Origin of the sequence: Moritella sp. 5, from assembly GCF_018219455.1 — a bacterium.
Classification (GTDB): Bacteria; Pseudomonadota; Gammaproteobacteria; order Enterobacterales; family Moritellaceae; genus Moritella.
In genome coordinates, this window is record NZ_CP056122.1 from 2,830,725 (window position 1) to 2,850,420 (window position 19,696).

Consider the following 19,696-nt stretch of genomic DNA (forward strand, 5'->3'; position numbering starts at 1 on the left):
ATAGAAGTATCCCCAGAGAAACATAACGTTTGCATTAAAATTTAATGGGGTATTTATGGCTAAGTATATTATCCTTTACAACGCTAAATAAGAAGTTAAATCCAAATAGTTAGCTGGTTTTTCCTGTTTATCCTCATTTAATGACAAATAAGGCATTTTTCCCATGAGTGGTGCAGGTAATGCCACCGTTAATGTTTCTATCATTTCATCATAATTAGCAATATCGATCGTTAAACTGTTCGCAACCCAACCAATCAGATTAGCGCCTGAATGTTGAATAGCTTGCGCTGATAGTATCGCATGATTCAAGCAGCCTAACTTAACCCCTACTACAAGAATAACATCTAACTTATTTTCAGCTACCCAAGATGAAAAATAGTGATTGTTATCAATAGGAAGATGCCAGCCTCCAGCACCTTCAACAACAGTAAAGTCGATATCATCCGGCACCTTAGTGAGAGCGATATCTACTAACGTAAGATCAATAAATTCGCCTTTTTTCTTTGCGGCGATATGCGGTGCAATCGGTTCCAGATAAGCAATGGGATTGATGATGTCGTAATCTAGATTATGCGATGCATATTGCTGTAATAACAAGGCATCTTCATTACGTAAACCCGCAGGCGTTAATTCACAACCGGCAGAAATAGGCTTTAACCCCACAGTTTTAAAACCTAAATTATTGGCGTATTCAAGAATCGCACAACTAATCACCGTCTTACCAACGTCTGTGTCAGTACCGGTAATAAATACTTTTTTTCTATGATTTATCATTGATGCCTTTATTTCTTTGCTTTAAATTAGTGTATCTTAAATTAAAATGTCTTTAGTTCAGGTGTATTAACGTTTACGCAATAAGCAGTAAGCCAGTTTATAGCTAAGTGGCAGCAAACCTTGATTATCACGTCGCTTTTCATAATTGGCTTTGAATGCCCTTAATTCAGCCTGCGTTGTAGGTTTCGCGTCTTTGTTATGTACATGATTGGCGCCAATGCCTTTTAGACTTAACATGACATCTTTAACACTTGAGTAATGCATCGCTTGAATTTCAATTTGAAAACTCTCTACACTCAAACCCGATTTTAATAACGCAGCTTTAATTTCACCTTCAGACAAAAAACGATTTACATGGCTATGCGTATTAACAGTTGCCCATGATTGCCTCAGTTCATCAAGACTACCAGCAACCAAGGTACTGAATAACATCAAGCCTCCACGTTTTAAGCAACGCGATGTTTCAAGTAACGGGGTAGCTAAATCATCACACCACTGCAATGCTAAATTAGAGACACACAAGTCAATGCTATTAGACTGTAATGGTAGCGACTCCGCATCGCCATTAAGCCAATAAGTAGGTGTGGTTAATTGATGATGCTCTTGGGCGTGAGAAAGCATGCCAAAAGATAAATCAACCGCAATCAATTTTTCACTACACTTCGCTAATGTTGGTAGTAATGCCCCGCTACCACAGCCAAGATCGACGGTCGTCACATAGGGACTCCTCATATCTGGTAACGCAGGTAAATACTGTAATAACTTATCGCTGGATAATCGCTGCAAGAGTGCATGTTGGTCATAACTCGCAGCCGCTTTACCAAAACAACGTGCAACGGCATTTTTATCAATCATACAGAGCCTCCTGTACTACCATCTAGCGCATCCTTTAGACGGGTCAATAATAAATCAATATCTTCAATATTATGACTGGCTGATAAGGTAATGCGCAAACGTGATGAGCCTTGTGGCACCGTCGGCGGACGAATGGCTTTTACTAACAAACCTTTACTCGCTAGATATTGACTGATCTTCATTGCCTTATTTGCATCACCAATAATAAGTGGTTGAATGGCGGTATCAGACGGCATTAAAGTGATATTACGTAAAGAACATTGCTGCTTAAAATAAGTAATAAGTTGACTTAAATGCGCGACACGCCATGTTTCTGTTGCCATAATCGTCAAGGCTTTATCAATACATACCGCCATAGCAGCTGGCATCGCTGTTGAGTAAATATAAGGCTTTGAAAAATTAACCAGATATTCGATAACGTCTTTGGGAGCAGCAACGAATGCACCCGATACACCAACAGCCTTTCCAAACGTCGCCATATACAAATCAACATCACGGGCTAATAAACTATGCTGCTTTAGGCTATTTAGTCCCTTTGGAAGAACACCAAAGCCATGAGCATCATCCACCAACAACCAGCTGTCATGCGCTTTACACTGCTGACTAATTGCCTGTAAGTCAGACGTATCGCCATCCATGCTAAACACACCTTCAGTCACGACGAGTGAATTCGTATGTCGATGGCGGTTTTGAGTCAGAATTTGTGCAAGATGCTCACTGTCATTATGCTTAAAACGTTTCATGGTCGCAGACGAATAAACACCCGCTTCAATTAACGAAGCATGATTAAGCTTATCTTGAACCAATAAATCATGTTTATCTAACAAGACTTTAATTAATGCTTGGTTGGCACTGTAGCCTGAATTAAAGAGCAAACTCGATTCATAGCCTGTGATTTCAGCTAATTTGTCTTCCAGTGCGGCATGAGCATTGGTATAACCCGTGACCAAAAAAGAGCCACCACTACCAACGCCATATTCGTTTGCCCCACTCTGCCAAGCACTAATTAGTTCCGGATGTGTCGATAACCCCAAGTAATCATTAGCAGAAAAATTAATAGCGCAATTACTGATCGCCCGTGTGCGTAACAAGGAATTTGCTTGCTGCTGTCGTAATGCTTGTGCAATGAATTCGAAAGCCATTAATGTGTAGCACTCGTCGCGTCAACATTTTTTGTATCAACAGCTGTCGCATCATAAAACAATGACGGTGACGCCTGCTCTGCGATTTCATCCAATAACTGCGCAGATTGCGCTTCATCACTTGCTTCTCGAATACGCGCAGGTTGTAAGCCAAGTTTTCTAAACAGACGCTTATCGCTGTCTTCATCTGGATTGTCCGTTGTTAACAACTTGCAACCGTAGAAAATAGAATTTGCACCCGCCATGAAACATAACGTTTGCGTTTGTTCACTCATCGCTTCACGACCAGCCGATAAACGAACATAAGATTTAGGCATTAAGATACGTGCCGTAGCAATGGTACGTACAAACTCTAATTCGTCTAAATCAGGCGTATCTTCAAGCGGTGTTCCCGCCACTTTAACTAACATGTTAATTGGTACACTTTCAGGGTGGTGCGATAAATTAGCCAATGATTTAAGCAAACCAATACGATCGAGTTGTTGCTCGCCCATTCCGACAATGCCACCAGAACATACTTTCATACCCGCGTCACGAACATGGTCTAAGGTATTTAAACGATCTTGGTATGTACGCGTGGTAATAATCTGTTCGTAGTACTCTTCTGACGTATCTAAATTATGGTTGTAATAGTCTAAGCCCGCAGCAGAAAGAGATTGCGCTTGTTCCGGCGCTAACATGCCTAACGTCATGCAAGTTTCAAGTCCCATTGCTTTAACGCCTTTAACCATATCAATTAAATACGGCATATCACGCTTATGTGGGTTTTTCCAAGCCGCACCCATACAGAAACGACTCGCACCATTATCTCTTGCTTCAGCTGCACGTTTAAGCACTGTTTCTACTTGCATCAAGCGTTCTTTCTCAATACCCGTTGTATAGCGTGCACTCTGTGGGCAATACTTACAATCTTCAGGGCAAGCGCCAGTCTTGATTGATAACAGCGTGCTGATTTGTACACTGTTTGGATCAAAATTCTGACGATGAACCGTTTGAGCCTGAAACATCAAATCGTTAAACGGTTGGTTAAATAGTGCTTCAATCTCATCAAGTTGCCAATCATGGCGAACGCTATTAGTCATCTAAAATCCTTTATTTGAATTTATTCTTAAACTCGATTAGTCTATCCAGCATAGCCGCAAGGTCAACCAAATGCTAAAATCAAGGTTTACAATGACTCAAAAAACAGACAGTAATTTAATGAAGTTCGACCAGCAGCACATCTGGCACCCTTACACATCGATGACAAAACCCCTGCCTTGTTACCATGTTGATAGTGCTGAAGGGGTTTATCTCACGTTAAATGACGGTACACGATTAATCGATGGCATGTCTTCTTGGTGGGCATCAATTCATGGCTATAACGTACCAGCGCTAAATCAAGCAATGCAAAAACAAGCAAGTAAAATGTCACATGTGATGTTTGGTGGCATCACTCATGAACCGGCAATTAATTTATGCCAAAAATTAGTCGATATTACACCCGACGGTCTCGAATGTGTGTTCTTGTCCGATTCAGGATCTGTCAGTGTTGAAGTCGCAATGAAAATGGCAATTCAATATTGGCACCATCAACAACCGACGAAGAAGAAGTTTGTCACCATACGTAATGGTTATCACGGGGATACATTTGGCGCGATGTCAGTTTGTGATCCAGATAATGGCATGCACGAATTGTTTACTGGTTTCTTGGCGCCGCAATACTTTATTAACGCACCAAGCATCAAATTTTACGAACAATGGCAGCAGAGTGCCATGCAAGATCTAGAGCAAACATTAGTAGAAAACCATCAACACATAGCGGCGCTTATTTTAGAACCTATCGTGCAGGGCGCTGGCGGTATGAAGTTCTATCATCCCGAGTTTTTACGCCAAGCAAAATTACTCTGCGAGCGTTATGAAGTGTTATTGATTGCCGATGAAATTGCGACAGGTTTTGGCCGAACAGGAAAGTTATTTGCTTGTGAACATGCTGACATCACACCTGACATTATGTGTTTGGGTAAAGGCATCACAGGCGGTTACATGACACTAGCAGCAACATTAACCACTCGCCATGTTGCAGAAACAATCAGTAATGGGCCAAGTGGCGTATTAATGCACGGGCCTACATTCATGGGTAACCCATTAGCCTGCGCAGTGGCAAATGCCAGTATCGATTTATTAATGGCAAGTGATTGGCAGCGACAAGTTAAAGGAATAGAAGACCAGTTACAACAAGCATTACTCCCGCTCGTCACACATAAAAATGTTGCTGATGCACGCGTATTAGGCAGTATTGGCGTGATTGAAACCACAACATCGATTGACCTGGCTAAAGCACAAGTATTATTTGTTGAGCTAGGTGTATGGATCAGGCCTTTTGGGAAACTCTTGTATATTATGCCCCCTTACATCATTTCAGATTCAGAGCTCACCAAATTATGTCATGTGATCAAACAAGTACTTGATGCTGACATTTGGGCTGAATAACATATTAACCAATATGTATTTAGCTTTCTCTTGTTTTCACTTGCAATATAATAAAAATAGTCTTTGCTAAACTATGAGTACCAAGTCTGTTTTATGACCTGCGTACTTTATTTTCGTTAATGTAACAAACGGAATATTATGTTTGTTACATTAATTTAATCTTAGTTTGTGGGGTCATTTATGCTCAATAATTTATTGATATTCAGTTTAAGTCTAATTAGCTTTTGCACTATCTCGTATATTATTTATATTAAAATCATTGAGCCCCTTAGCAGTATCAAAGGCTATATCCAGGAAGCTCAATTTGAGCATAACATCATCAATAAACTTGAGCATGCAACCGGTACACAAGGGTTATCAGAGCGCTACAACTTGATGCTCGATAATAATATTAGTGAATCAAGTTATTTTGATCAATTACAACAAACGTTAAAAAAACGCGAAATCAGCCCTGCAGGCAATCCCCCCATGAAATTGAATCGCAGCATTTTAAACCAAGTCCGTTTACTGCAACAAAAGAAAAAACAAATTAATTACCATTAGAATCCTCAACCATTTGCGATTATCCGTGTTAATTTACTAAATAATAAGCAAACAAAATGATTTTTCATTGTTTTTACTTGTATCCTACAACTGCAAAGGTAATATATCCTTACTTAAATAATCATCATTCGCTCAGCAAGAGCTTTTATGCTGGAGAGCAATAATCCTATGACGCATACGTCAGTTAAAGATATTTTTGCCGGTAAATTCCCGGTAGGCAGCACAGTAACAACGAAAGGCTGGATCCGCACACGTCGTGATTCTAAAGCTGGTATTTCTTTCTTAGCTATTTACGATGGTTCGTGCTTCGATCCGATCCAAGCAGTTGTAAGTAAAGATTTACCGAACTACGAAGCAGACGTTTTAAACCTTACTGCAAGTTGTTCAGTTGAAGTTACGGGTGTGGTGGTTGAATCACCTGGTAAAGGTCAAGCATTCGAAATCCAAGCAACAGAAGTTATTGTACTTGGTTTAGTTGAAGACCCTGACACTTACCCTATGTCAGCTAAACGCCACAGCATCGAATACCTTCGTGAACACGCACACCTACGTGGTCGTACTAACGTTATGGGTGCGGTTATGCGTGTTCGTAACTGTTTATCACAAGCTATTCACCGCTTTTACCATGAAAATGGTTATAACTGGTTAAGCACACCACTTATCACTGGTAGTGATTGTGAAGGTGCTGGTGAAATGTTCCGTGTGAGTACACTGGATATGAATAACCTGCCTTTAACTGATAAAGGTGACGTTGATTACAAAGAAGACTTCTTTGGTAAAGAAACCTTCCTAACGGTATCTGGTCAACTTAACGCTGAAACGTATGCTTGTGCAATTGGTAAAGTTTATACTTTCGGTCCAACTTTCCGTGCTGAAAACTCAAACACAACGCGTCACCTTGCAGAATTCTGGATGGTTGAACCTGAGATTGCATTTGCTGATTTAGACGATGCTGCAAAACTAGCTGAAGATATGCTTAAATATTGCTTTAGAGCAGTACTAGAAGAGCGTATGGATGACATGCAGTTCTTTGCACAACGTATCAACAAAGAAGCGATTACTCGTTTGGAAAGCTTTGTAGATTCTGACTTTGCACAAATTGATTACACTGACGCAATTAAGATCTTAGAAGAATGTGGTAAAGAATTCGAATTCCCAGTTTCTTGGGGTATCGATATGTCTTCTGAGCACGAACGTTACCTTGCTGAAGAACACTTCAAAGCACCTGTTGTTGTTAAAAACTACCCGAAAGATATTAAATCATTCTACATGCGTATGAATGAAGACGGTAAAACTGTTGCGGCAATGGACGTACTTGCACCAGGTATTGGCGAAATCATCGGCGGTAGCCAACGTGAAGAACGTTTAGATATGCTTGATAAGCGTATGGAAGAAATGGGCTTAAACAAAGAAGATTACTGGTGGTACCGCGACCTACGTCGTTTCGGTACAGTGCCACACTCTGGCTTTGGTCTAGGTTTCGAACGCTTAGTGTCTTATGTAACTGGTATGCAAAATATCCGTGACGTAATTCCTTTCCCGCGTGCACCACGTACAGCTGAATTCTAATTTAAGTGTACAGTTAGTTTTTAAAATAGAAAGCTAACCGCTTAAAACAAAAAGGCTGGTGAGATAATTATTTATCTTACCAGCCTTTTTTTTGACTGTTATACCCAAGTTACTTCAAGATGCTGGGTATATAACATTAATTTTCGCAATCTTGGTTACATTCGTTAAAGAGCAACCTTCTTTAATAATTCAATTATTTAGCTTGCAGACTTTATGAAACAACTCCTACTTAAGATTTATTTAGATGCTTCTTTATAAAGTCTACAATTTGAATTAGTGCCGCCTTACTTTCAGGAAGTTGTTCAAATAATGGAAAGACATGCGGCATTTGGTGCCATATTTGTAAATGAGCATCAACGCCCTTGGTCTGCATAAAGTCAGCAAGTCGCGTTGAATCATCGCGCATTAGCTCTGCACTTCCAGCATGGAACATAAAAGGAGGAAATCCAGTGAAATCACCAAATAAAGGGGAAATTTCATCATTATGCAGGTCCGTACTATTCCCCTCTAAATATAAATTACGACAATGCAACATGACTTCCAAACTAAATAACGCATCACTATAGCGATTCTCTACAGAAGACAAACCACTTTGAGTCATATCCGCCACCGGTGATAATAAAACGCAGCAACTCGGCATGGGTAAACCATTACGTCTAGCGCGTAACAATAAAGATAGCGCAATATTACCACCCGCAGAATCCCCCGCGACAACGATGTCTTCGGGTAAGGTACCTTCATCTAATAATGACTGGTAAACAGCATAACAACTGTCGAGTCCAGCAGGAAAAGGAAATTCGGGGGCAAGTGGGTAATCTGGAACAATGGCAAGTAAATCTAATGGCTCAGCTAAACGTGCGATAAAATTATTATGTAATGCAGGTGTTTTAAATACAAAAGCGCCACCATGTACATATAATAGTTTTTTCTTACTCGTAGAGAACTTAACTTTGATCTCATCACACAAAGTGCCAGCACGCATTGATTGTGAACGTTCAATTTTAGAACTCGTTCCGAATACAAATTTGTCTAATGCTCGCATCTGAAAACGTAATTTATGCACGTCTTTGGTATTTTCAATCGAACGCTTCACTGTTTGTTTCAAAAATAAATTCAGCGCCTTAGCTTGCCAACTAATCAAAATAACCTCGAACAAAATATATACGTGTAAAAATATAGCAATACAAATTAGGTACTTTTCCTAAGACATAGAACTAACAATGGAATTTATATTTTATAAGTTACATCTTTACGTAACAAATATGTAACTTATGAAAGTAGCATGAAATAAGCAGAAGGGATAGATAAAGATGGCAACCTGGTCACCATCTTTATATTTACCGTGAAGAGATTAGCACTGATTGTTGCTTGGCATTGTCGAGAATTTCATCGGATAGAATGTCACAGGCAGCTTCAACATGACGAGATAGCATATCTAAATCAGGTAATTCATTCTTACAACCGACTAGACCAAAGAAAACTTTTTCATGATAGCTATATAGCGTAATGTTTAATGCCGTACCAGCAGAGAGTACTGACACAGGGTACACTTCTGTTAATTTAGCGCCAGCTAGATAAGCAAACTCTTGCTGACCACGCACATTCGATACAAGCACTGAACCTAGAGGAGGTAAGAACTTTGATATACCCAACCATTCAGAAATAGACGCTGTTGCTTGAATCAGTAATGAGAAATTAACCACAGATTCAGCAGGTAAACTGAATAAATCTTCTTTCACACTGCTCGTACGTTTAAAAATGGTTTCTAAATGATCTAATGCATCAGCATCAATATTACCCAATTCAACGCCTGTTAATGCATTTCTACGCCCATTACCAATACGAACTGGAACCTGAGCAACTAACGGCTTGCGTAATAAGATACCCTTTTCTTTTAAATAACGGTTAAGACCGATATCAACACAGCATAAGATCACGTCATTCAACGTAACCCCTGTTATCTTACTAATTGAACGCATTTTTTCAAAAGGTAAGCGACCAAAAGAAACAATACGAGATCGCGTCGCAGGGACAGAAAATGGTGTCCTTGGTGCACAAAATGGTAATGCAGGTCCTTTGTCACGTAAGTGTAGAAATTTTAGTCCCATACGTGTACCTAGTTTGACAAGGCCTGGGATTGATTTCAGCTGCTTTAGTCCGCTCACATAAGCTGATAACGTACTTTCAATCACACCCGCAGATTCTTTATAACCAGGACGGAAAGATGGGATCTGCCAAAATGGACGGTAGTCATTTACTGATTGATCACTTTGTAAATACCCAGACAGCCAACTATTTGCCATTTTACCATCAGCCATTGCATAATGGATTTTGGTGAAGATAGCAAAGCGATCGTCTGACAGGCCTTCAATAAGATAAACCTCCCATAACGGTCGCGAACGATCGATTAGATGTGAATGTAAACGTTCTACTAGATCACGTAATTGTTCATCAGAACCATCACCCGGTAACATTGACATGCGGATATGATAATTAAAATCAAATTGGCTATCATGAACCCAATAATACAAGCCACCAATGCTTTTTTTAAGCTTAAAGTTAAACGGGGTCGCAACAGCCGGATCCATAATCAATTTTTGAAAAAGATCGCGCGCGAAATTACCTTCATAGTCCTTTGGTGGTTCAAATATTTGCAGTCCTGAAAAATGCTTAGGACTTGCTGTACTCTCACTTAATAAAAATGAGGTTTCAACCAGTGATAATTGTTCCATAATATCAAGCCTTAATCATACTTTATTTATCTGAGCACGCAGCACTTGGCAGCAGTTCATCAAGCGTTTCTTCAATGCTTTGTTTTAAAACAAAACTAACAGGAAATAACAGTATTCCCAATTTTAATTTAATTTTGATACGTTCGGAATCAGCATGTAAATACCCTCTGGTATGTGCATGTTTAATATGAAGTTTATCACCTTGCCACTTAAGTTTAAGGTCATACTCTTCTGCTATATCAAGCATAACTTTGTCTGCGATACAGATAATTTGCTGATGTGGCAAACTATGACCGCGAATGATTTCAATGTTACCCACAATTCACCTTACTCGCTAAGTTAGAACCCTGACGAGTGTTAAGTCTAATGGCCGATATTATAGATAAAATAACTAGAAAGCGCTTACTAAAGAAGTAAGCGCTTAAAGGACAGGAACTAGATATAAATAGGTATTAATCAGGGGGTTTTATCTTCAATATCTTGATTGCTATTCGTTAATAACACTAACCAAAATCCCGTTGACGTAAAAATAGCATGCTTCCACCAGGACAGTGACGCCTCATTTAAATACGATAATTGCGAGGCGATACCCCACAGTAGTGCAGAACGTAGTCGACCACTTGAGTAGCGATCAACTAGCAAGGTAGCAATTAAAATTAAGGCTCGACGTAACTGCGGGCTAGTGATTTTAACACCGCAAACCTCATGTACGAAATGTTCACAATTGTTTTTCAGCAGATGATAACGCTTCTTATCTGCAATCAATTGCTTGGCATTTTTAATGATCTCACTGGCAGGTAAACTCCCAGGTAAAAAGCCATGGTCGATAATGTCTTTATCATCAGAAAAATCAAGCAAGCTAACCAAGCCTCTCCCAGATCGCGCACGCGAGTTTTCATAAACATGACCACAACCATCCGAGATACCAACATGATGGTAAAGTGGAAATTGTACACTGAGTAAATGTCCTTTCGGATAGTGTGTTGTCATCTTAATTCCTCAGTTTTTATTTAAGTGCTAATTCCAAATTCAATAGCGTTAATTATCCATTCGCGTAACAAAATTATCAGTGTTTAAATGACGAATTTTTTTGCATGATACGTCGGGAGTACCTAAATATAAAAAACCAACAATTTCATCTTTTTCTTCTAGCTCAAGCTTTTGTTTTATATGGCTATCATAAGCAAACCAACCCGTACGCCAAATACCATTAAAACCTTGTGCTTGCGCTGCCATTTGCATTGCCATGACCACACAACCAGCTGACATTAACTGCTCCGACTCTGGGATCTTTGGATGATTTTCAACTTTAGCAATAACAGTAATAATTTGCGGGGCTCGAAACGGTGCATTTGCCGCCTTTAATACATCTTTCTCCGCTTTCCCGAGATTAAATGCCGCATCTTTGAAATAGCGAGACAGCGTGTTTAAACCTTCACCTTCAGTGATAATAAAACGCCAAGGGGTTAACCCACCGTGATCAGGCACCCGTAACCCAGCATTAATAATATTATCTAACGTCTCACCACTAGGTGCTGGTGCAGAAAGCTGATTACAAGAATGGCGATTTATTAATAGGTCAATTGCGTTCATTATTTACTACTTTGAACAATGAGTGATATCTAAAGTATTCAATGTAGTCAATAAAATATCAAGTGATTAATTTATTAAGATCAAAAAAGCCCATGCATAGATGGGCTTCTTTTAATAATAACAGTCGCTACAATAGCAACTTTGATTGTCTTATATTGGTATGAAACTAACGTTAAATCGACGCGGCAAGTTCAGCACCTTGACGAATTGCACGTTTTGCATCAAGCTCTCCCGCTTCAAATGCGCCACCAATAAGGTGTGTTTTCACTTTCTCAGATTGCAGTTGCTCAAACAATTCTCTAAAAGGTTCTTGTCCAGCACATAAGATCACATTATCAACGTCTAATACTTTTTTCACACCATCAACGGTAATATGTAAACCTTGATCATCAATAAGGTCATAAGAAGCGCCTTTGATCATTTCTACATTTTTCTTCTGCAGTGTTGCTCTGTGTACCCAGCCACTCGTTTTACCTAGGCCAGCACCAACTTTAGTATCTTTTCGTTGTAATAAGAATACTTCACGCGCTGGCGCAGTATTTTTAGCAGCTGTTAGACCACCGACAGTTTGGCTATCTTCTGTTACGCCCCACTCGCTTAACCACTGTTTAGTATTAGTCGATGGTGAAGCGCCTTCTTCCTCAACAAGGAACTCTGAAACATCAAAGCCAATACCACCTGCACCAATAACAGCAACACGTTTACCAACCGGCTTATGATCACGTAACACTTCAATGTAACTTAATACTTTTTCATGTTTAATACCAGGAATGGCTGGTGTTCTTGGTTTGATACCCGTAGCCACAACGACATCATCATACCCTTTACCTTGCAGGGTCTTAACCGTCACTAACTCATTCAAATATAAGTTAATACCCAGTACTTCAATTTGTTTCATATAATAACGCAGTGTTTCGTAAAACTCTTCTTTACCCGGGATCTGTTTCGCATAGTTGAACTGACCACCAATTTCTGAACGGCTATCGAAAATATCAATTTTATGACCACGCTCAGCAGCATAACAAGCAAATGCTAAACCCGCCGGGCCCGCGCCAACAACCGCAATTCGTTTTGATATTGAGGCAGTTTCAAATTTTAGCTCTGTTTCAAAACAAGCTTGTGGATTAACCAAACAAGATGCACGTTTCGCTTTAAATACATGGTCTAAACATGCTTGGTTACAGGCGATACAAGTATTGATCTCATCTGCTTTACCCGCTATGGCTTTCTCTACAAAGTTAGGGTCTGCCAACATTGGGCGCGCCATCGACACCATATCCGCTTGCCCAGAAGCTAAAATTTGTTCTGCAACCTCTGGTGTATTAATACGGTTAGTTGTCACTAAAGGAACATTGACGTGCTCCTTCATTTTCTCTGTTACCCAGCTAAATGCGGCACGAGGTACACTGGTTACAATGGTTGGTACACGCGCTTCATGCCAGCCAATACCCGTATTAATAATCGTCACACCGGCTTTTTCAAGTTCTTTCGCAAGCTCAACCGCTTCTTCGAACGTACTACCATCTTCAACAAGATCAAGCATTGAAAGGCGGAAAATAATAATAAAGTCATTACCGACACGCTGACGAATCGCTTTTACAATTTCAATAGGAAAACGCATTCGGTTTTGATAACTACCACCCCATTCATCAGTACGCTTATTACTCCGTCGACAAATAAATTGATTGATAAGGTACCCCTCAGAACCCATCACTTCCACACCATCATAACCGGCAAACTTGGCCAGTTCTGCGGTTTTGGCAAAATCATAAATAGTACAACGGATAGAACGTTTTGACATCGCTCTTGGTGTAAATGGGTTAATCGGGGCTTTCTTTTTACTCGCGCTCACACTAAATGGATGATAAGCATAACGACCCGCATGCAGAATTTGTAGCGCAATTTTACTGCCATTATCATGAACCGCTTGTGTAACGACTTGGTGTTTCTTCGCTTGCCATTTATAAGACAGTTGCATACCGTGTGGCATGAGGCGACCACGTAGGTTTGGTGAAATACCGCCCGTCACAATTAAACCAACACCACCTTTAGCACGTTCAGCATAAAAAGCAGCCAGTTTTTGAAATCCATTTTTTTCTTCTTCTAAGCCAGTATGCATCGAACCCATCAAGACTCGGTTTTTTAATGTTGTAAAGCCCAGATCTAACGGTGCCAACATATTCGGATAATTGCTTGCAGACATAACTCCACTCCCAGTGGTTACACAATTGCTATATAATTGTTATCTATTTTCATTTTAGAGTAATTAATTTAATCGTTCATTTCAAACGCTATTTTAGCTAATAGAGCGTACAAGTGTAGTCATAAATTAATGATTTCGTTGAATTTCAACACTTAACAACACATTTCGTCGTGTTTACACTAAGCTTAATTTGTCATTATTTATTATTAATGAGAACTAGATCCGCTACGTATTGTCACACCTCCGTATTCTAAGTGCTTTAATCTAAACTAGATTTATGGCTTAATATACAAAATAACATCCATAACAGTCTAATCCCATTGGGTTTACTAGGAATATAATAATGAGAAAATTATTCTCACTACTCGGATTCATTCTTTCTAAAATAGGTCGCTCGATTACATTCACGCGTAATTTAATCTTGAACCTGTTTTTCATTTCTTTTATAGCAATTATTATTCTTGCTTTGCAGCAGCAAAAAGAAGCACCAGTCACATTCGCAGATAATACCGCTTTGGTTCTCAACTTAAACGGAGTCTTGGTTGATCAACCAAAATTAGTTGATCCATTCGACCAAGTTATTGGTGAGCTTGTTGATTCTCAAAATGTCATTAATGAAATTGCTATTTCAGACGTTGTTAGCGTCATTAACAGCGCGAAGACAGACAATGCCATTAGCGCACTAATCTTAGATCTCGCACAGCTAAAACCAGCGAGTTTAACGAAATTAACGGATATTTCGGATGCATTAGTTGAATTCAAAAAAAGTAACAAGCCAATTTACGCTTACGGTGATTACTTTAGCCAAGAACAATACTTCCTTGCTTCATTTGCGGATGAAATTCTGTTAAATCCTGCAGGTGGTGTGTTACTACAAGGTTATGGTAGTTATAGTCTTTATTTCAAAGATGCCATTGATAAGCTAAATCTATCATCACATGTGTTCCGTGTAGGCACTTATAAATCATTTGTTGAACCCTTTACACGTAGTGACATGTCAGCAGAAAGTAAAGAAGCCAAATTAAACTGGTTAAATCAACTTTGGGATACCTACACCAGCACCGTTGCTAATAATCGCTTAATTAACGCTGACGACGTAGCGCCTAAAGCAGATATATTTATTGCACAATTGCAATCAGTCAATGGCAACATTGCGCAATATGCTTTAAAACAAAAACTTGTAGACCAACTATTAACACGTGAACAAATTTCTCGTTATCTGGCTAAAAAGCTAAACAGTGAATCAGATAAATATGAAAAAGTTGAGTTTTTAGATTACCTTAAACTTCTTCCGACACAGTTTGAAGAACAAGGTTTTGCGAGTAAACCTGGTGTCGGTATCATTTTTGCTAATGGCCAGATCTTAGATGGTACTCAACCTTCTGGTGCGATTGGCGGAAAATCGCTAACTAAGCTGTTACTACAAGCGAAAGACGATGAACAAATTAAAGCCTTAGTTCTACGAATCGACAGTCCAGGCGGTAGTGCATTTGCGTCAGAACAAATCCGAACCGCATTATTAGAAGTAAAAGAATCGGGTAAACCCGTTATTGTTTCGATGGGCAGCGTCGCCGCATCTGGTGGTTATTGGATAGCCTCTGCAGCTGATGAAATTTGGGCTAAACCAACCACTATCACCGGTTCAATTGGTATCTTTGGTCTATTTGCGACAACTGAAAAATTACTCGCTAAAATGGGCATTTACAGTGATGGTGTCGGGACAACCGATTACACAGGACTGTCTGTAAATCGAGAACTACCTGAGCACATGGCTAAAATTATCCAAATGACGGTTGAAAATGGCTATAGCAACTTCTTAACTGTCGTTGCTGAAGGTCGCGATATGACAACAGAAGAAGTTGATAAGGTTGCTCAAGGTCGTGTTTGGACTGGTAGCGATGCGCTTAATCTTGGTCTTATTGATAACCTTGGCAGCCTTGATGATGCAATTGCGTCTGCCGCTAAAAAAGCGGGTGTATCGAGTGATTCATTAATTTTAATTCAAACACCCCGTAGTGAGCGCGATAGATTACTGTCTATGTTCACTCAATCTGTTGCAAAGCAAGTATTAACAGAACTCAACATTAGTCCTAATGGTCGTATCGCTACTTGGTTAGCAACGATGAGCCTACAAGCCGGACAGCTCACTAACTACTCAGATCCACAAGGACTATATGTGGAATGTTTAGTGTGCGAAATTAAATAACCCTCTAGATTAACTGAACCCAGTGAGTCATTGAATTGAGCGGTAAACGAATCCATTTATCGCTCAATTCAAATTTATACCTTAATTACCCTATTAAATTGCAGCTTTATTAAGCAATCTAGTATCAAGCTATTCCATTAATTAATTTCAGCACTATAATCCTCTTTAAAAACGCACAGGGAATTTATTAATGGCTAAGAAATCAATCTACATCGCATATACTGGTGGCACGATCGGTATGCAACATTCAGAACACGGTTATGTACCGATGGAAGGATTCATGACGGATTGCTTAGCACGTCTACCTGAATTCCACCGCGAAGAAATGCCTGATTTCACCCTTCACGAGTATTCGCCGTTAATCGACTCCTCTAACATGTCACCTTCTGATTGGCAGCAGATCGCAGAAGATATCCAAAGCAATTATGACGACTACGATGGCTTTGTGATCTTACATGGTACTGATACCATGGCGTACACAGCATCAGCATTATCATTTATGTTAGAAGATCTTGGCAAACCGGTTATTGTTACAGGTTCACAGATCCCACTGGCTGAGATCCGTTCAGATGGCCAAAGCAACTTACTGAACTCGCTTTACCTAGCAGCGAACTACCCTGTTCATGAAGTCTGTTTATTCTTTAATAACCAATTATTACGTGGCAACAGAACCACAAAAGTCCATGCAGATGGCTTTAGCGCGTTTGCGACACCAAACTGCGAAACGCTATTAAAAGTGGGTATTAACATTGAAATAATGCTCGGTGATGTAAAACCTATTACTGAAAAAACACTTACCGTTAGTAACATTACACCACAGCCTATTGCGATCGTGACACTTTACCCTGGAATTTCAACAGAAGTTATCTTTAATATTCTGCTACAACCAGTTAAAGCGTTAATCTTGCTAAGTTATGGCGTAGGTAATGCTCCGCAAAGTGAAGCACTTTTGAATGCGCTTGAAGCCGCTAACCAGCGTGGTATCGTTGTGGTGAATCTTACCCAATGCATTAAAGGTAAAGTTAACATGGGCGGTTATGCGACAGGCGATGCTCTGGCGCAAGTTGGTGTTATCTCGGGTTATGATATGACGACCGAAGCTGCATTAACTAAGTTGCATTATCTCATCAGTAAAAAGCTATCAAGTGAAGAAATTAAAGTACTAATGCAACAAAACATTCGTGGTGAATTAACCCACTAAACTATCACTAGTAGAGTCTCTAGTAAACTGCGCTAGCATACGATTAAATAAATATTATCAATAAAAAAACGGGAAAGACAATTGCTGTCTTTCCCGTTTTTTTATTCAAATTTTAGCTTGTAATAAATTAAACCACTACAGCATCACTTGCTGATATATTCGTTGTTTTATGTTTAGCTAATACATAACCAACCACAATAAGCAAACCTTGGAACAACATCACAGCAGTCACTGTATAAAGACCATCTTCAGAAAATGCAGATACCACACTGCTCGCTAAGAAACAAAACATAGTCTGTAAAAAGTTAAGTAATCCCGCAGCAGTTGCACTACAGTTCTTAAAGTCAGCGAGAGCAGCATTAATCACCAATGGGTAAATAGCACCATTAGCAACCGCTAAGAAACAGAATGGGATCAAAATAGGCCAAATAGTCGCTGGTGATGTTACAAACGCAATCACAAACATAGTCACAACCGTTGTGATAAACAAAGTCATTAACCAAGGCAATAATTGTTTCGCACTAAAGCGTGTTAACAGGCTACGACAACCATAGCCACCAACAAGAAAAGCTGCTGTCTGAGGTAGATAACTTAGACCAATATCCGAACCCGAATAGCCCATAGCAGTCATAATGAATGGTGAACCAGTTAAATACGCGAAGAATGCAGCGGAACACGCCGCAAACATCAACATATTACCCATGAATATTTTTGATTTTACAATTTGCTTATAATCACGCGCCAATTGCGATGACAATTTTTCTTGTTTTTTATCTAAAGGTGCACTTTCTTTTTCACTACTTGTTGCAAATGCCAACGCTAAACCAATCACCACAAGCACAACAAAAATACTACGCCAGCCAAAAAACACTTCTAAAGCTGCGCCAAGTAAAGGTGCTAACGCGGGAGACAGCGCAACCAATGGCATTATCGTCGCAAAGACACGTTCTGACGCTTTACCTTGATAACGGTCAATAACAACAGCCTGCCAAATAACAGTGCCGCAACATGCCCCTAATGCTTGACCAAAACGTGCAAGAAGAAATAACTCAATACTGTTAGATAGTGAGATAACAGCAGTTGATATAACAAAGATAGCCATGCCAACAAACAGCATCTTTTTACGGCCAACACGATCAGACAGTGGACCATAAACTAATTGACCAAGTGCCATACCCAATAAAAAAATACTGAGCGACAAACTAATTAATGTCTGAGATGTACCAAATTCGTGACGAATAGTTTCGAATGCCGGTAAATACATATCCGTAGCGAGGAAACCCAACATACTTAATCCAGAAAACCAGATCATCGTGCTCATTGGGATTTTATTTTTAGTGTTATTTTCAATATTGTTCATTACTTAAACTACATAGACTAATGATGATGTTACTAGTTTAATACTGGAGATTATGTTTGAGAAACGCTAATATTTCACTATTGCTTTCAAAAAAATTGATGTGTATGTTTTCCCAACAAGATCTGCAAGTTATCGACGCAGTTGCCAGACGCGGAAGTTTCACCTCGGCGGCTGATGAATTATGTAAAGTACCAAGTGCGATTAGCTACACGGTACGTAATATTGAAGAACGGTTAGCGGTCAAATTATTTATCCGCCTACACCGTAAAGTACAACTCACACCCGCGGGTGAATATTTTGTGATTGAATCTCGTAAATTGCTCAAGCAAATGGCACATATGAAGTTTCAAACCCAGCGCGTCGCTAACGGTTGGAACCAAAGTGTGTCCCTAGCTTTAGACAACGTGGTACATGAAGGCCGTATTAACACTATGGTTGGAGACTTCTACAACGCATTTCCGGATGTAGAACTGTTACTTACAATGGAAGTATATAACGGTGTTTGGGATGCCTTAGTTGATTCACGCGCCGATATAGCTATTGGTGCAACCGCATCAATCCCGGTGAGTGGCGGCTTTGATTATCGCGGAATGGGTGAACTAAAATGGACATTTGTCATTAGTCCTACCCACCCTCTCGCCAATGCAGAGCAGGCAATCAGTAACGAAGAACTCGCTAAATACCCCGTCATTTGTTTAGAAGATACGGCACGTAAACTACCGAAACGTACCACCTGGTTACTTGATAATCAACGTCGTCTTGTAGTACCAAACTGGCATAGCGCAACCCAATTACTCAAAGGCGGCTTAGGTATTGCTATCATGCCTGCACATATGGCAAATAAACTGTTAATTACTGGAGAGTTAATAGAGAAAGAACTCATCACAAGTTTACCTGTCAGTGACTGCTGTCTTGCTTGGAATACCAAACGAATGAGCCCTGCAGTTCAATGGTTACTTGATTATTTAGGGGATAGTGACCAGTTACATCAGCAATGGTTAGAATAATAACTGTTATGCTAGCCATTGATATTCTATAATTAGTTC

Annotated in this window: 17 protein-coding genes; 6 read left to right on the forward strand and 11 right to left on the reverse strand. The window is 39.7% G+C overall.

Translation table 11 applies throughout. From position 1 onward, the window contains the following. Positions 1-75: 75 nt before the first annotated feature. The 4 genes from bioD to bioB form a co-directional block, all read right to left on the reverse strand. Entirely contained in the window at positions 76-774 is a 699-nt protein-coding gene (bioD, locus tag HWV01_RS12635) for a dethiobiotin synthase (RefSeq protein WP_211671890.1), read from the reverse strand. Between the two features lie 66 nt (positions 775-840). Continuing rightward, entirely contained in the window at positions 841-1,629 is a 789-nt protein-coding gene (gene bioC, locus HWV01_RS12640) for a malonyl-ACP O-methyltransferase BioC (protein ID WP_211671891.1), read from the reverse strand. Next, entirely contained in the window at positions 1,626-2,771 is a 1,146-nt protein-coding gene (gene bioF / locus HWV01_RS12645; protein ID WP_211671892.1) for an 8-amino-7-oxononanoate synthase, read from the reverse strand. The genes bioC and bioF overlap by 4 nt, the downstream gene beginning before the upstream one ends. Continuing rightward, positions 2,771-3,853, reverse strand: a complete 1,083-nt coding sequence (gene bioB / locus HWV01_RS12650) for a biotin synthase BioB (RefSeq protein WP_211671893.1) — start codon at positions 3,851-3,853, stop codon at positions 2,771-2,773. The genes bioF and bioB overlap by 1 nt, the downstream gene beginning before the upstream one ends. Positions 3,854-3,944: 91 nt before the next feature. Here bioB and bioA point away from each other — a divergent pair, with 91 nt between their 5' ends. The 3 genes from bioA (at position 3,945) to asnS (ending at position 7,355) form a co-directional block, all read left to right on the forward strand. Continuing rightward, on the forward strand, positions 3,945-5,243 hold the full coding sequence (bioA, locus tag HWV01_RS12655) for an adenosylmethionine--8-amino-7-oxononanoate transaminase (RefSeq protein ID WP_211671894.1): 1,299 nt from the start codon (positions 3,945-3,947) through the stop codon (positions 5,241-5,243). Positions 5,244-5,423: 180 nt separating this feature from the next. Further along, complete coding sequence (locus HWV01_RS12660; RefSeq protein ID WP_211671895.1) at positions 5,424-5,786, forward strand: hypothetical protein; 363 nt, start codon at positions 5,424-5,426, stop codon at positions 5,784-5,786. A 168-nt stretch (positions 5,787-5,954) separates the two neighbouring features. Then, positions 5,955-7,355, forward strand: a complete 1,401-nt coding sequence (asnS, locus tag HWV01_RS12665; protein WP_045112504.1) for an asparagine--tRNA ligase — start codon at positions 5,955-5,957, stop codon at positions 7,353-7,355. Between the two features lie 229 nt (positions 7,356-7,584). Here asnS and HWV01_RS12670 read toward each other — a convergent pair whose 3' ends face one another. From HWV01_RS12670 to HWV01_RS12695, 6 genes are all read right to left on the reverse strand, one after another. After that, positions 7,585-8,496: an alpha/beta hydrolase gene (locus tag HWV01_RS12670; RefSeq protein ID WP_211671896.1), complete on the reverse strand. Its 912-nt coding sequence runs from the start codon at positions 8,494-8,496 to the stop codon at positions 7,585-7,587. Positions 8,497-8,692: 196 nt separating this feature from the next. Continuing rightward, a complete protein-coding gene (locus HWV01_RS12675) occupies positions 8,693-10,087 on the reverse strand; it encodes a wax ester/triacylglycerol synthase domain-containing protein (RefSeq protein WP_211671897.1) in 1,395 nt (464 codons plus the stop codon). Between the two features lie 22 nt (positions 10,088-10,109). Continuing rightward, positions 10,110-10,406: a polyhydroxyalkanoic acid system family protein gene (locus tag HWV01_RS12680; protein WP_211671898.1), complete on the reverse strand. Its 297-nt coding sequence runs from the start codon at positions 10,404-10,406 to the stop codon at positions 10,110-10,112. A gap of 137 nt (positions 10,407-10,543) precedes the next feature. Beyond that, positions 10,544-11,077 (reverse strand): lecithin retinol acyltransferase family protein, encoded by a 534-nt coding sequence (locus tag HWV01_RS12685; RefSeq protein ID WP_211671899.1) that lies wholly within the window; start codon positions 11,075-11,077, stop codon positions 10,544-10,546. A 48-nt stretch (positions 11,078-11,125) separates the two neighbouring features. Beyond that, positions 11,126-11,680 carry an NAD(P)H nitroreductase gene (locus HWV01_RS12690; RefSeq protein ID WP_211671900.1) on the reverse strand — a complete coding sequence of 185 codons (555 nt, stop codon included), beginning with the start codon at positions 11,678-11,680 and terminating at the stop codon, positions 11,126-11,128. A gap of 172 nt (positions 11,681-11,852) precedes the next feature. Beyond that, entirely contained in the window at positions 11,853-13,883 is a 2,031-nt protein-coding gene (locus tag HWV01_RS12695; RefSeq protein WP_211671901.1) for an NADPH-dependent 2,4-dienoyl-CoA reductase, read from the reverse strand. Between the two features lie 343 nt (positions 13,884-14,226). Between HWV01_RS12695 and sppA the strand changes: the two genes are divergently transcribed. Next, complete coding sequence (gene sppA / locus HWV01_RS12700; protein WP_211671902.1) at positions 14,227-16,089, forward strand: signal peptide peptidase SppA; 1,863 nt, start codon at positions 14,227-14,229, stop codon at positions 16,087-16,089. A gap of 190 nt (positions 16,090-16,279) precedes the next feature. After that, positions 16,280-17,290, forward strand: a complete 1,011-nt coding sequence (gene ansA / locus HWV01_RS12705) for an asparaginase (RefSeq protein ID WP_211671903.1) — start codon at positions 16,280-16,282, stop codon at positions 17,288-17,290. 127 nt (positions 17,291-17,417) lie between these two features. Here the strand turns inward: ansA and punC are convergent, their stop codons facing one another. Beyond that, positions 17,418-18,650 (reverse strand): purine nucleoside transporter PunC, encoded by a 1,233-nt coding sequence (gene punC, locus HWV01_RS12710; protein WP_211671904.1) that lies wholly within the window; start codon positions 18,648-18,650, stop codon positions 17,418-17,420. Positions 18,651-18,754: 104 nt separating this feature from the next. Between punC and punR the strand changes: the two genes are divergently transcribed. After that, complete coding sequence (punR, locus tag HWV01_RS12715; protein ID WP_211671905.1) at positions 18,755-19,657, forward strand: DNA-binding transcriptional activator PunR; 903 nt, start codon at positions 18,755-18,757, stop codon at positions 19,655-19,657. Positions 19,658-19,696 lie beyond the last annotated feature (39 nt).